General features: G+C 63.3%; 13 protein-coding genes. 2 read left to right on the top strand and 11 right to left on the bottom strand.

Going from position 1 to position 13852, the window contains the following annotated elements; genetic code table 11:
• Positions 1-111: 111 nt before the first annotated feature.
• Positions 112-1116, bottom strand: a complete 1005-nt coding sequence (locus tag DDF70_RS09620; protein ID WP_114944654.1) for a BMP family lipoprotein — start codon at positions 1114-1116, stop codon at positions 112-114.
• 258 nt (positions 1117-1374) lie between these two features.
• Between DDF70_RS09620 and DDF70_RS09615 the strand changes: the two genes are divergently transcribed.
• Complete coding sequence (locus DDF70_RS09615) at positions 1375-2151, top strand: HesA/MoeB/ThiF family protein (RefSeq protein WP_114944653.1); 777 nt, start codon at positions 1375-1377, stop codon at positions 2149-2151.
• 185 nt (positions 2152-2336) lie between these two features.
• On the opposite strand, the gene pheT is transcribed toward DDF70_RS09615, so the two are convergent.
• The 7 genes from pheT to DDF70_RS09580 form a co-directional block, all read right to left on the bottom strand.
• Entirely contained in the window at positions 2337-4748 is a 2412-nt protein-coding gene (pheT, locus tag DDF70_RS09610; protein ID WP_114944652.1) for a phenylalanine--tRNA ligase subunit beta, read from the bottom strand.
• The gene (locus tag DDF70_RS09605; RefSeq protein ID WP_114944651.1) at positions 4745-5104 is read right to left on the bottom strand and encodes an endonuclease domain-containing protein; all 360 of its coding nucleotides are present in this window, start codon (positions 5102-5104) and stop codon (positions 4745-4747) included. Before DDF70_RS09605 ends, pheT begins: the two co-directional genes overlap by 4 nt.
• 176 nt (positions 5105-5280) lie before the next feature.
• Positions 5281-6363 carry a phenylalanine--tRNA ligase subunit alpha gene (gene pheS / locus DDF70_RS09600; RefSeq protein WP_114944650.1) on the bottom strand — a complete coding sequence of 361 codons (1083 nt, stop codon included), beginning with the start codon at positions 6361-6363 and terminating at the stop codon, positions 5281-5283.
• Between the two features lie 195 nt (positions 6364-6558).
• A complete protein-coding gene (gene rplT, locus DDF70_RS09595; RefSeq protein WP_009494554.1) occupies positions 6559-6927 on the bottom strand; it encodes a 50S ribosomal protein L20 in 369 nt (122 codons plus the stop codon).
• Between the two features lie 43 nt (positions 6928-6970).
• A complete protein-coding gene (rpmI, locus tag DDF70_RS09590; RefSeq protein ID WP_009494553.1) occupies positions 6971-7171 on the bottom strand; it encodes a 50S ribosomal protein L35 in 201 nt (66 codons plus the stop codon).
• 200 nt (positions 7172-7371) lie between these two features.
• A complete protein-coding gene (gene infC / locus DDF70_RS09585; protein WP_245435431.1) occupies positions 7372-7893 on the bottom strand; it encodes a translation initiation factor IF-3 in 522 nt (173 codons plus the stop codon).
• Between the two features lie 136 nt (positions 7894-8029).
• Entirely contained in the window at positions 8030-9244 is a 1215-nt protein-coding gene (locus DDF70_RS09580) for a glycosyltransferase family 4 protein (protein ID WP_114944648.1), read from the bottom strand.
• 100 nt (positions 9245-9344) lie between these two features.
• On the opposite strand from DDF70_RS09580, the gene DDF70_RS09575 reads away from it, so the two are divergent.
• Entirely contained in the window at positions 9345-10100 is a 756-nt protein-coding gene (locus DDF70_RS09575) for an alpha/beta hydrolase (protein WP_114944647.1), read from the top strand.
• 108 nt (positions 10101-10208) lie between these two features.
• On the opposite strand, the gene DDF70_RS09570 is transcribed toward DDF70_RS09575, so the two are convergent.
• The 3 genes from DDF70_RS09570 to DDF70_RS09560 form a co-directional block, all read right to left on the bottom strand.
• On the bottom strand, positions 10209-11123 hold the full coding sequence (locus tag DDF70_RS09570; protein ID WP_162820317.1) for a GAF domain-containing protein: 915 nt from the start codon (positions 11121-11123) through the stop codon (positions 10209-10211).
• A gap of 655 nt (positions 11124-11778) precedes the next feature.
• Positions 11779-12228, bottom strand: coding sequence for a tetratricopeptide repeat protein (locus DDF70_RS09565; RefSeq protein WP_114944645.1), 450 nt, complete (start codon positions 12226-12228; stop codon positions 11779-11781).
• 235 nt (positions 12229-12463) lie between these two features.
• Positions 12464-13492 (bottom strand): AraC family transcriptional regulator, encoded by a 1029-nt coding sequence (locus DDF70_RS09560; protein WP_114944644.1) that lies wholly within the window; start codon positions 13490-13492, stop codon positions 12464-12466.
• Positions 13493-13852 lie beyond the last annotated feature (360 nt).

The following is a 13852-nucleotide window of genomic DNA, read 5'->3' as shown; positions in this document are numbered from 1 at the left end:
ATCTGCCGGCAATGATGAAACGAGAGCCGGATCTTATCGGAAAAACAAAAATGGGTCGAAAAAGATTTGGCCGCAGACCTTTGCGGGCCTGCGGCCAAAACATGCATCATCTTACATCGGGCACTTGGAGTCCGACATGTAGTCGTGCACCTGGATGGAGCCGGACTTGATGCCTTCGGCGGCCTTGTCGGCGGCGGCCTTCATGTCGGGGGTGATCAGCGACTTGTTGTTGTCGTCGAGCGCCCAGGCCACGCCGTCTTCCTTGAGGCCGAGAACCTGGAGACCGCCCTTGAAGGAGCCCTTCTTGGCCTGGTCGAAGACGTTGTAGGTGGCCACGTCCACGCGCTTGACCATGGAGGTCAGGATCTTGCCGGGATGCAGGCCGTTCTGGTTCGAGTCGACGCCGATGCCGAGCTTGCCCGCGTCGGCGGCAGCGCGCATCACGCCCACGCCCGTACCGCCGGCCGCATGGTAGATCACGTCGGCGCCGCGATCGATCTGGCTCTTGGCGAGCTCGCCGCCCTTCACAGGATCATTCCAGGCCGCACCCGTGGTGCCGGTCATGTTCTGGAACACCTCGGCGTCCTTCTTGGCGTATTTCACGCCCTGGACGTAGCCGCAGGCGAACTTGCGGATGAGCGGGATGTCCATGCCGCCCACGAAGCCGACCTTGCCGGACTTGGAAGCCTGAGCCGCCAGAAGGCCGACCAGGAACGAGCCCTCGTGCTCCTTGAACACGATGGATTCCACGTTGGGCTTCTCGACGACGGCGTCGATGATGGCGAACTGGGTCTTCGGGAACTCCTCGGCGACCTTCTTCAGAGCGGTTTCCTGGGAAAAGCCGACGGCCACGATGGGCGAGAAACCGTCGCGGGCGAAGCGGCGCAGGGCCTGCTCGCGCTGGGCGTCGTTCTGCGGCTCGAAATCGCGGTAATCGGTGCCGGTGTCCTTCTTGAACTTCTCGGCGCCCGTGTGAACGCCCTCGTTGAAGGATTTGTCGAATTTGCCGCCGAGATCGTACACGACCGCGGGCTTGAAGGCCGCTTGCTGCGCGAAGGCAGCCGAAGCGGAGAAGGCGAGGCCCGCGAGCGCGAGGCCGAACTTGGTTACTGTCATCGGCTTTGTTCCCTGTTAGACGCCGGCTTGGTGCCGGTTGCCCCATGACGATGGCACGGCAAGGGTCACAACGCCAAGGCTCCTGTCAAGACGGCACGTTATTTCCCTTCACGCATCGTGCGGAAAAGTGGTCCCGGTTTTCCGCACGATGCGTCAGCCTAAAACGAAGCATCCGATAAACCCCAAAAGTGCCTTCCACTTTTGGGTCGGATGCTGACGAATGGTTGATAGCAGGGGCCAATCCCGTAAGGTCACGATATGCCGCTCACATCCGACGAAATCGACCGTTATGCCCGCCACCTCGTTCTCCGCGACGTAGGAGGGCCGGGCCAACTGAAGCTGAAGGCCGCTCGCGTGCTCGTGATCGGGGCCGGCGGCCTGGGCGCGCCCCTGATCCAGTACCTCGCCGCAGCCGGCATCGGCACCATCGGCATCGTCGACGACGATGCGGTGAGCCTCTCCAATTTGCAGCGGCAGGTGATTCATTCCGTGCCTGATCTCGGCCGGCCCAAGGCGGAGAGCGCGGCCGAGGCCGTCGGGCGCCTCAACCCGCACGTGACGGTCGAACCCCATGTGACCCGGCTCACGCCTGACAACGCCCGGGACCTGATCGGCCGCTACGACATCGTGGCCGACGGCTCGGACAATTTCGACACCCGCTATGCGGTGTCGGATGCCTGCTTTTTCGAGAGGAAGCCCTTGGTGACGGCGGCCCTGGGCCAGTTCGACGGCTCGCTCACCACGATCCGGGCTCACGAGAATGGCCCTGACGGCAGACCGAACCCCACCTATCGCTGCCTCTTCCCCTCCCCGCCCCCTCCCGGGGCGATCCCGACCTGCGCGGAGGCCGGCGTGCTCGGCGCCCTGGCCGGGGTCATGGGGAGCCTGATGGCCATGGAAGTGATCCGGGAAATCGTCGGCTTCGGCGAGAGCCTCGTGGGCCGATTGCTGATGGTCGATGCCCGCGCGATGCGGTTCGATACGGTTCGATACGAGTGGGATGAGGGGAACCCGTTGAGTGGCTCCGGCGTCTGATTGCCCAACCAGTGGTCATCGAGAGCACCTGTCACGTCATCACCGGCCTTGTGCCGGTGATCCCGATTGGAAAAGCGCGGCGCTTCACAGCATCGGGATGGCCAGGACAAGCCCGGCCATGACGGGGAGAGTTGGGCGGCCATCCCGGGTCTCGCTTACGCTCGCCCAGGATGACCACTTTGGAATCAGCCGCGCAAAACCGCGCCGGTCTTCTTCGACACTTCCCCGACGATCTTGGCCGAGACGGCCTCGATCTCGACATCGGTGAGCGTCTTCTCGGTCGGCTGCAGGGTGACGGCGATGGCCACGGACTTCTTGTCCGGGTCGATGCCGGTGCCCTCGTAGATGTCGAACACGTCGACGCCCACGATCAGCTGGCGCTCGGCCCCTTGCGCCGCCTTCACGATGTCGCCGGCAGCCACGTTGCGGCCAACCACGAAGGCGAAGTCGCGGGTGAGCGGCTGGAAGTCGGGCAGGTTGAGCTTCGGCTTCATCTTGGTCGGCTTCGCCTTGGGTGGCGGCAGCGCGTTGAGGTCGAGCTCGAATGCGACCAGCGGCCCCTTCAGGTCGAGCGCCTTCAGCACCTTCGGATGAACCTCACCGAAAGCGCCGACGACATTCTTGGGCCCGAACTGCAGCGTGCCCGAGCGGCCGGGATGGAACCAGGCCGGACCGCCGGGGACGATCTGGAGACCGCCGGAGGGAATGCCGAGCGTCGCGAGCAGCGCCAGCACGTCCGCCTTGGCGTCGAAGGCATCGACGGTCTCGGCACCGCCATCCCAGTGACGGCCGACGCCCTCCGCCCGCGCCGTGCCACGACGCACGGCGGCGGCCTTGATCGACTGGCCTTCCGGCTCGTCGGACGCGAAGGTCTGGCCGACCTCGAACAGCGCCACGTCACCGAAGCCGCGATCCGCGTTGCGCTGCGCGGCCTTGAGCAGGCCCGGCAGAAGACTCGGACGCATGTCGGAAAGCTCCGCCGCGATCGGGTTGGCGAGCGCAAGCCGCGCATCTCCGCCACCGAACAGCTCCGCCTCGCTCTTGGCGATGAAGGACCAGGTGACGGCTTCCACGAGCCCGCGCACGGCCAGCGAGCGGCGGGCGAGGCGCGTGCGCTTCTGGATCAGGGTCAGGATGGGCTTTGCAACGGCGGCTTCGAGGCGCGGCAGCGGCTGCGGCTCGATGCGGTCGACGCCCGCGATGCGGATGACCTCCTCGACCAGATCCGCCTTGCCGTCGATGTCCGGGCGCCAGGACGGCACTGTCACGCTGACGCGCTCGCCCGATCCGTGGATGCCGAACCCGAGCTTTTTGAGGATCGCCTCGGATTCGGCAGGCTTTACGTCGAGGCCCGACAGGCGCGGCACTTCCGACCATGGGAACTCGACCGTGAGCCGGTTGTCCGGCACCTGGCCAGCGACGAGAGCCTCGGACGGCTCACCGCCGCACAGGTCCATGACCAGCTTGGTGGCGAGATCGAGACCCGGCACGGTGAAGGCCGGGTCGACGCCGCGCTCGAAGCGGTAGCGCGCATCGGTGATGATCCCTAGCTTGCGGCCGGTCTGCGCGATGTTGAGCGGATCCCAGAGCGCCGATTCGATCAGCACGTCGGTCGTATTCTCGTCGCAGCCCGAATGCTCGCCGCCCATGATGCCGCCGATGGATTCGACGCCGTTCTCGTCGGCGATCACCACGATGCCCGGATCGAGCTTGTAGGTGCGGGTGTCGAGCGCCAGCACCTCCTCGCCCTCCTTCGCGCGGCGGACGGTGAGGTTGCCCTTCACCTTCTTCGCATCGAAGACGTGGAGCGGACGGCCCCGGTCGAAGGTCATGTAGTTGGTGATGTCCACCAGCGCATTGATCGGGCGAAGACCGATGGACAGCAGGCGGCGCTGCATCCATTCCGGCGACGGACCGTTCTTCACGCCGCGCACGAGACGCAACGCGAAGGCCGGACAGAGCTTCTCGTCCTCGATCGTCACAGAGACCGGGCAAGCGCCCTTGCCCGGGACAGGCGCGATGGTGTCGCTCTTGAGCGTGCCGAGGCCGGCGGCCGCGAGGTCGCGGGCGATGCCGTGGATGGACGTGCAGTCGGGACGGTTCGGCGTGAGGTTGATCTCGATCACCGGATCGTCGAGGCCCTCATAGGCCGCGTAGGGAACGCCGACCGGTGCATCGCTGGGCAGGTCGATGATGCCGTCGTGATCGTCGGAGATCTCCAGTTCCGCCGCGGAGCACAGCATGCCGGCGCTCTCGACACCGCGGATGGTGCCGACGCCGAGCGTGATGTTCTTCCCCGGAATGTACGTGCCGGGAGGCGCGAACACGCTCTTCATGCCGGTGCGGGCGTTGGGGGCACCGCACACGACCTGGATCGGCGCGCCTTCGCCCGTATCGACCATGCAGACGCGCAGGCGATCGGCATTGGGGTGCTGCACGGCGGAGATCACATAGGCCACCTTGTACGGCGCCAGCGTCTTCGCCTTGTCCTCAACCCCTTCGACCTCCAGGCCGATGCGGGTGAGCGTCTCGACGATCTCGTCGAGGGAGGCCGAGGTGTCGAGATGATCCTTCAGCCAGGAGAGGGTGAATTTCATGCTGTATCTCCTGCAATCGGCAGGTTGGATGGGATATTTGCGAAGATCGTATCGAGAACGCTGGCGAGCGCCGTCATGACGTCGTGGTTCCAAAAGCGAAGGACCTGATAGCCCTGCGCCTGGAACCAAGCATCTCTCGTCCGATCCTGATCGATATGCCGGTCGAAACCATGTTGGGCTCCATCAACTTCGATCACGAGCCTTGCGGCATGACAGATGAAATCCGCCACATAAGGTCCGATTGGCACCTGACGGCGGAAATGAAGCGCCTGAAACCGGTGAGCCTTGAGAGCATGCCAGAGCTTGCGCTCGGCAGGGGTCATCTCACGGCGCATCCGCCGGGCCTGCGACCGCATTTGCGGCTTCACGCGAGCATGCGCGGGGCCATCCCCTCCCCCCTTGTGGGGGAGGGCCAGGGAGGGGGGTACGGCGCCATCGGGTTGATCGGAGTACCCCGTCGACCCGTTGCTACCCCCCTCTCCATCTCTCCCCCACAAGGAGGGAGAGGGCTGCATGGGCTCGCGCGCGATCATCAGGACGTCAATCCGCTCACGAGGCTCGGGATGTCGAGCGGGCGGAAGCCGTAATGGTTCAGCCAGCGCACATCGGCCTCGAAGAAGGGACGCAGGTCCGGCATGCCGTATTTCAGCATGGCGATGCGGTCGATGCCCATGCCCCAGGCGAAGCCCTGGTACTCGTCGGGATCGAGGCCGCAATTGCGCAGCACGTTCGGGTGGACCATGCCGCAGCCGAGGATCTCGAGCCAGTCGGTGCCCTCGCCGAAGCGGATTTCGCCGCCCTTGCGCGAACACTGGATGTCCACTTCGGCGGACGGCTCCGTGAAGGGGAAGAAGGACGGGCGGAAGCGCATTTTCACCTGCTCGACCTCGAAGAAGGCCTTGCAGAACTCCTCCAGGACCCACTTCATGTGCGCGATGTTGGCCTGCCTGTCGATGACGAGGCCTTCCACCTGGTGGAACATGGGCGTGTGGGTCTGGTCCGAGTCGTGGCGATAGGTGCGTCCCGGAATGATCACGCGGATCGGCGGCGCCTTGGACGTCATCGTCCGGATCTGCACCGGCGAGGTATGCGTCCGCAGCACCTTGCGCTCGCCCTTCTCGTCGGGAGCGAGGAAGAAGGTGTCGTGCATCTCGCGGGCCGGGTGCCCTTCGGGGAAGTTGAGCGCCGTGAAGTTGAGATAATCCGTCTCGATGTCCGGCCCCTCGGCCACGGAGAAGCCCATATCGGCGAAGATCGCCGTCAGTTCCTCGATCACCTGGCTGATGGGATGGATGCGACCCCGGGCCTCGGGCGCCTCGGGGACGGGCAGCGTCACGTCGATGCGCTCGGCGGACAGGCGCGCTTCGAGCGCGGCTTCGGCGAGCGTGTCCTTCCTGGCCGCGATGGCGGTCTGCACCTTGTCGCGCAGGCCGTTGATGAGGGGCCCGCGCTCCTTGCGCTCCTCCGGCGTCATGGAGCCGAGGGTCTTCAGGAGTTCGGAGACGGAGCCCTTCTTGCCGAGAGCGGAGACGCGCACGGTTTCGAGAGCCGCTTCGTCGCCGGCGGCATCGACCTGGGTGAGCAGGTCACGTTCGAGTTGATTGAGATCGGTCATCGGTCCCTGGCCAGATGCGAGCGCCAAATGCAGGCGCCTTGAGTGAGGCGCGGCGCGGGAACCGTCAAGTCTTCCGAGCCGCGAAATGGCGACCGACAGCGCAAAAAGGCCGTCAGCGCGAATGGTCTCGGAGAAGGGGGAGAAAGGCGGTGCGGCTGAACCGGCCAGCCGCACCGAAATCTGGTCTATCCGACCTTAGGCAGCCTGCTGCGGCAGGGCGGCCTTGGCGGCGTCCACGTAGGCAGCGAAAGCCGCCGGCTCATGGATGGCCATTTCGGACAGGACCTTGCGATCGACCTCGATCCCAGCCTTGCCGAGACCGTCGATAAATCGGGAATAGGTCAAGCCATGCGTGCGGACGGCAGCGTTGAGACGCTGGATCCAGAGAGCGCGGAAGGTGCGCTTCTTGTTGCGACGGTCGCGAGTGGCATATTGCATGCTCTTCTCGACCGCCTGCTTGGCGATGCGGATCGTGTTCTTGCGGCGGCCGTAGAAACCCTTGGCGGCCTTGAAAACCTTCTTGTGCTTGGCGTGGGCGGTAACGCCCCGTTTGACGCGGGCCATGGAAAAACTCCTTCAAAATCCGGGATGTGGGAAAAGAACCGCCTTAGCCGTTCGGCAGGAAGTACTTCTTCACGTTGTACGCATCGCCCTCGAACAGGGTCGTGGTGCCGCGCAGGTTGCGGATCTGCTTCTTGGTCCGCTTGATCATCCCGTGGCGCTTGCCGGCCTGGGCGTAAACGACCTTGCCGGTGCCAGTGATCTTGAAGCGCTTTTTCGCGCCAGACTTCGTCTTCAGCTTGGGCATTTGGCTCTCCTTTGGACAGGCGTCCGGGGCGGCAAGCCGCACCTTGGCCTTTTCATTGCTGCATTGAGCAAAACGAACCGCCACGGCAGCCCTAACAGCCGGGCGGTTCAATGAAGGGCGGCTTATGACAGAAGGACGCCCAAAAAGCAATGGCCGCCGGAGCCCCGACGGCCATGAATTTCGCCTGAGAAAGCGTACCCTTAGCGCGGTGCCAGGACCATGACGACCTGACGGCCCTCGAAGTTCGGCTCCATCTCGACCTTGGCGAGATCGCCCACATCGGCCTTGACCCGGTCCAGAACCTTCAGGCCGAGGGATTGGTGCGCCATCTCGCGGCCACGGAAGCGCAGGGTGATCTTCACCTTGTTGCCTTCCTCGAAGAAGCCCTTCATGGCCTTCATCTTGACCTCGTAATCGTGGTCATCGATGCCGGGACGCAGCTTGATTTCCTTGACCTCGACCGTCTTCTGCTTCTTGCGCGCCTCGGCGGCCTTCTTCTGCTCGAGAAAGCGGAACTTGCCGTAATCGAGGATCTTGCAGACGGGAGGATTGGCGTTCGGCGAGATCTCCACGAGATCAAGGCCGGCCTCTTCGGCAACCTTGAGGGCATCGAAGAAAGGCACAACGCCCCGGTTCTGCCCTGCATCGTCGATCAGCTGCACTTCGCGAACACCGCGAATGTCTCGGTTGGCGCGCGGTCCGTCCTTCTGCGGCACCGGCATGGCTCTCATTGGTCTGCGAATGGCTCGTATCTCCTGTTGAGGGCTAGGCTGGGGACCGGGGACTCCGGAGGAATCCCTGCTGGTAGGCTCAGCCTTGCCACGAATGAATCGACATTTCGCGCAAATCTGCGGGAAGTCAACTCGTTCTATGAGTAAAACGGCCCGTCAGGAGGGCCGAATACACATCCAGGGTGCTGGATATCATGCGCTCGAGCGAAAAATGACGCTCCACATGGGACCGGGCCCTGGCCCCAAGGGCAATCCTCGCGCTCGCCCCCAGGCTCAGCGCCGCACCGACCGCCTCGGCCAGGGCCTCGACGTCTCCGGCCGGGATCCGCCAGCCCGTCCGCTCGTGCGGCGGAACGGCTGGCGGGGCCAGAACCGTCTCGGGCACCGCTCCGAGATCGGACACCACCACGGGCGTTCCCATGGCTTGGGCCTCCACGGCTGAGCGGCCGAAGGCCTCCGGCTCCGTGGACGGCACGGTGACGACGGAAGCCGCCAGGAAGGCGGCCGGCATGTCGGTGCAGTGCCCGACCCGGCGCACGATCCCCTTCAGCTTGCGCGCCGCGATCAGGCCGTCGAGATCCTTCACATAGGCATCCCTCCCCTGGGGGTCGCCCGCAAGGATGTAGGCCACATCGGTCAGGCCGGCATCGCGCAGCCGGGCCGCCGCTTCGATCAGGACCTTCTGTCCCTTCCAGCCGGTGAGCCGGGCCGCCAGCAGGACCACGCGCTCATGCGGGGCGACCTCCCAGGCCTTCCGCAGGGCCTCGATCCGCTCCGGCGCCACCGCATGGGGCGAGAAGACGGAAAAATCGGTTCCCCGGTGGATGACCCGGATACGGTCCCCGGCCTGGGGGTAGACCGAGCGGATCAGCTCGCCGGTATAGTGGGAATTGGCGATGACCGCGTCGCCGCGCGCCATCACGGAATTGTACAGGACCTTGACCGCCGAGCGGCCGGAATAGCTGCCGTGATAGGTGGTGACGAAGGGAATGTTCATGGAGCGCGCAGCCCCCAGGCCCACCCAGGCGGGCGCCCGCGAGCGGGCATGCACCAGGGAGACCCGCTCGTGATGGCAGATCCGGGCGAGCTTTCGCACGTTGACGAGCATGGCGAATGGGTTCTTCGTCGCGGCCGGGAACGGGATCCACACGCCGCCCTTGGTCTGAAGCTCGCCGACGAGCCGTCCGCCCTCCGTGGCCACGAGGGCGCGGGCGCCGGCATGGACGAGGCCTTCGGCGATATCGACCGTGGTGCGCTCGGCTCCGCCGGCCTCGAGTTCGGGCACGATCTGCAGGATGGTCCGACCCTCCAGCGGATGCACATGGGAGGACGGAAATGCCATCCCTCCGCCGGGTCGCGTTGAAAAACTCACGGATGTAAGAGCCTTCTCAAAGGAATCGTCTAGAAACGGTTGCTTCAAAGCAGTTGAGGATGAGTTAACCATGCCGCAAAGCGTCACGGTAGGCCAGGATGCCCGCCCCATCGCCGTTTTATCCCGGGAGGGCAAGGGGCCGCCCGTCGTGTGGCTCGGGGGGTTCAAATCCGACATGCGCGCCACCAAGGCGAGCGCCCTCGATGCGTGGGCACAGGCGAACGGCCGCGCTTTCCTGCGGTTCGATTATAGCGGCCATGGCGAATCAGGGGCGGCCTTCGAGGACGGGACCATCTCCCGCTGGCTCGAGGACGCACTTTCCGTGATCGAGCGGTTCGTGAGAGAGCGGCCCATCTTCGTCGGCTCGTCCATGGGGGGGTGGATCAGTCTGCTGGCGGCCCGCCATCTCATGGCGAAGCGGCCCGAGATCGCCCCTGCGGGAATGGTTCTCATCGCGCCGGCGGTCGACATGACGGAGCGGCTCATGTGGGACCGCTTCCCCGACGCTCTCCGCAAGAGCGTGCAGGAGACAGGGGTCTATCACCGGCCTTCCGCCTATTCGGACGATCCCTACCCGATCACATGGAAGCTGATCGAGGACGGGCGCCAGCACCTCCTCCTCGACGGCCCGATCCAGACCGGCTGCCCGGTTCATATCCTGCAGGGCATGGAAGATCCCGACGTGCCCTGGGACCATGCCCTCCGGCTCGTCGAGCACCTGCCTGGAGACAGCGTGTCGCTGACCCTGATCAAGGATGGCGACCACAGGCTCTCCCGGCCGGAGGACATCGAGCGACTTGTCGCGGCCGTGGAAGGAATGGCCTGAGCGAGGTCAAGAGCGGTCGCACCTTTTCGCTGACAAGCGCTTGGATCGGCGCGAGGCGCGAGGCCCTCCGCTTCCTGAAGAGCACGTCGTCGAGCGGTCACACGCCGCCTAAATCTCCACGCGGTCGAGGAGCGGGAAACCGTGGAGCCGGAGTCCAATCCTTCCACGTCCGACGCGCATGAGCCTGATCGGCGCTCCCTTCTCTTCCAGGCGGCGCCGGAGCAGCAGCAATCTCGTGTCGAGATTGTCCTTGACCTTGGGCAACCGCATCGTGGCTGAAAGCCGAAGCTCGCGGTTGGTGAATTCGTCTCGGCCCTCGCGCTGATGAGCATCGAGCATGAACATCAGCAAGCGGCCCGCGACGCCCTTGATGAGGTATTCGTTGTCGATGAAAATACTATCGTCCAGCGTGTGATACGACACTCGGAAAACGCGCCCCGCCGGTTGATCGAACGAAGTGTGAGCCTTAGAATCCTGCCCTTCGTTCGCCAGACTTTCCGCCAGGCAGAGGGAAGCTCCAGCCTGGGATGCGACGATCGTCATGATGGCCTTGTCGTCGGCGCTGAAGGCGAAGCGCTCCCGGCTTTCGGCGAGCAGAACACCCGTGACTTTTCCCTGCACGATCATCGGAATGCCGATCCGGCTCATTGAATCCGGCAAACTTGGCCATGCCGTCGCCCCGTGTGGCCGCCCTTCATGCCATCCGGACCGGGCCCTATCGGCATGCGGCGTCACGTCACTCATGTCAGCGGCATCAAGGATGCGCCCATCGGATGGAACCACGCCGATAAACCCGTCACCAACGGGCACCTGCGATCCGGCGCCCGCCCGTTCGTAACCGCGACTTCCGCGAGGGATCAGACCCCCGCGCGACGCATCGTGAAGAAGCAGCATGATATTCTCGTATCCGAAGCGTTCGCTGAGACCGTCGAGAACGGTATCGACGATCTTGTCGGCCTCATTCTGCCGTGTGATCGCCTCCACAAGTATGGCGGCATCCAACAATGGGGATGATTTCGGCATGGATGGCGGTCTGTTCAGATCAGGAGAAACCGGCCGCCCGAGCCTCGGACATGGCATGTGAACTCACATGCCATGTCCGAGGATCATCTTTTGGAAATGCACATCTTGGGGCGCGGCCGCGCGTGTTCGAACGATGCTCCGCTTTCTCAGCCGGGACATTGTCCGACATCGATCGGCGGAGCCGCTTCAGAGATCCATTGGACCAGGTTCGTGAAAACCGAACCTGCTCTTCACGGGTGCGCCCCCCAGATTCCGCACGATGCGCCAGGGCTGTTTCCACTGGCGTGGAGCCCTCTCTGCTTTTCGATGAGTCGCATTTTTTGGCGGTGAACCGGATCCACTTCACCGGAAAATGCTCTTGCGCGTCATGCGGGCCCGGAAGGCCATGCCAGTGATCCGAAGGACCGCGTGAGCGAAAGGTGGACGCGCTTCTCCGTGGTGAATGATGCGCAGGCTCAGAGAAGAAGCATCGGATGGGATGCCAAAAGGAGGTCCAGCTTTGGATCCGATGCCCTAGCGGAGCCGCGCGTAACGCCGAAATGGACAGCGGTGACCGGAGCCGATCATGCCGGTTTGCAATCAAGCGATCCAAAGAGCCCCGTCGATCATATGAACGATGGGCATTCACTCTGACGTCTCTGATCGTGCACAAAGGTCAGGTCAGAGATCGCGTTCCACCAGTTTGCGGAATCGTACGGGTCGCCTTGTTGAGCCAGAAAGCGGCCTTCTCGTGCCGCCAGTTCAATCGCAGGGCATTTCTGAAATCGTCTATGGCCTGATCATGTCGACCAACACTGAAGAGAATGCGGCCACGGATCAGGTAGAACCGCACAGTATGGGGAGAGGTGTGCTTAAGCTTTTGCAGGGATAATCCTAAGCTCCAGCGTGTGAAGAGGGCCGCAAGTGGCAATCTCGACAGTCCAATGCAGTCCCGATCTTTTGGCATTGCTTCTTCCCAAAAGTACATACCGGCCTGAGCCATCTCAGTTCGTCGAAGCTGATCGCCCCTCCCGGCTGAGCAGAAAAAGTGGCACCGCTCTTCCTCTGCGGAAATCGGAAAAGCGAACGACTTGTCGAGAATGCGCAGAAAACGCTTTGACTCCATCGGTTTGATGCTTGACCAGCATTCGGCAAGGCGGAAAACTGAAACATGGTTTCGCGGAACAGACCCATCTGGAACCACCTTTCATAGAGAGCCATTGATGTTCTCGTCAGGAACGGGCTACGGCAGTTTCCTCACCTTGACCTTTTGACTCCCGGAAAAGCCTGTGCAACGGAGCGTCGCCCGGCCTGATTATGGCGAGCCGTGGCTGTCCCTGCTGGTCCGGCACAGGTGGACTTCAACGATAGATCACCTTTGAAAGGGTCTGCCTCGGCGTTTCACCGAATGTGCGCTTGTAGAGAGCACCGAATTCGCCCAGATGGCCGAAGCCGCAGGCCAGCGCGATCTCCGTCACGGTGCCCACAGCCGGATCCGCCGCGAGCAAGGCCTTGTTCACGTGCTGCAGGCGAACCGACCGGAGAAAGGCCATGGGTGTCATGCCGCGGAAGCTCTGGAATCCATTCTGCAGGCTCCTGGCGCTCACCCCCGCATAGGTGGCAATGTCCGCGAGCGACAAGGGGTCGGAGTAATGCGCTTCGATGTAAGCTTCGGCGCGTTTCACATAAAATGGTGCCGCCGCGGATTGGGGTCGCAGGAGCGCATCGGTGTATGTGTGACGTTGAGACAGAAGAAGTCCGGTGATCAGAGACTGCTCGAATTGACGCCAGGCTATGGGCGATTGCCTGATAAGGGCTTCCGGATCGGACAACTCCGTCTCCACATATTCAAGAAGCCTCAGCCAGCTGTGTCCAGGCGGAGTTTCCAGATCAACGCCGATGTCGAAATCGAGAAAGCCCGGAAGATCATGGCCGAGGAGCTTGGCGCAGCATTCCGCGATCTTGTGCCGGCTCGTGATGAGGACACGATGCTCGGCATCCTTCGGGATCGTGAGGATCCGCTGCGGTCCGGAGGAGAAGATCACGCCATGACGCTGTGAGATCGTGAAGGATTCCCGGTTGATCTTAAGCTGACTGGGTTCGCTCGGGCCGACCACGAAAGCCATTCGATCGTCGGCCTCCTCCGGGGACTGATCGATCTCGACATCGCTTTCAACGTGGACCCGGAAGATGCCCAGGTCGAAGTGCCCCCGATACCCGAACATGCCGCCTGCCGGCCTGTCGCGCGATGCCGGGGTCAGACGCTGGGGCGACACGAAGGTGTTGAGGGCATTCTCCAGCTCCTCGAGCTTGGTCGAGCGCCAAGTCTGGTCAATGATGGAATCGATGTGAGGCGCCGCTTCGGCGTCCTGATCCAGCGTATCGTCCATGACCGTCTACTGAGGAGATATGACTTTTGCTTTTCTCACCGCGATATATGAGCCGCGAAGGCGGTGAACACCTCGCTTATCTTAAAAGCCAGCTAACCAAACCCTAAAAGAACGCTAATCCCTTTCAGGGAATGATCCGTCTGTCGACGATGTGTCTTTCTCGATTGCCGCCTTGTCGGCCGCAATGACAAAGCTCTCGCACCAAAGCCTCTCGACAGGTCCGGCTCGAAAGCTGTCAGCTCGGTCGTTGCCCCCCTACTCACTCCGATGCGCCATTCTTTGAAGAGCGAATGCCAAGCCGGAATTCATTCGGTGTGACAACGAAGAAGCCCCGGCAGGAGACCCGCCGGGGTTGAGGGT

The sequence above is a fragment of the Microvirga calopogonii genome, assembly GCF_003347665.1.
GTDB lineage: Bacteria > Pseudomonadota > Alphaproteobacteria > Rhizobiales > Beijerinckiaceae > Microvirga > Microvirga calopogonii.
Note: the sequence above shows the minus strand (reverse complement) of the source record. Positions and strands in the feature narration are given on the sequence as shown.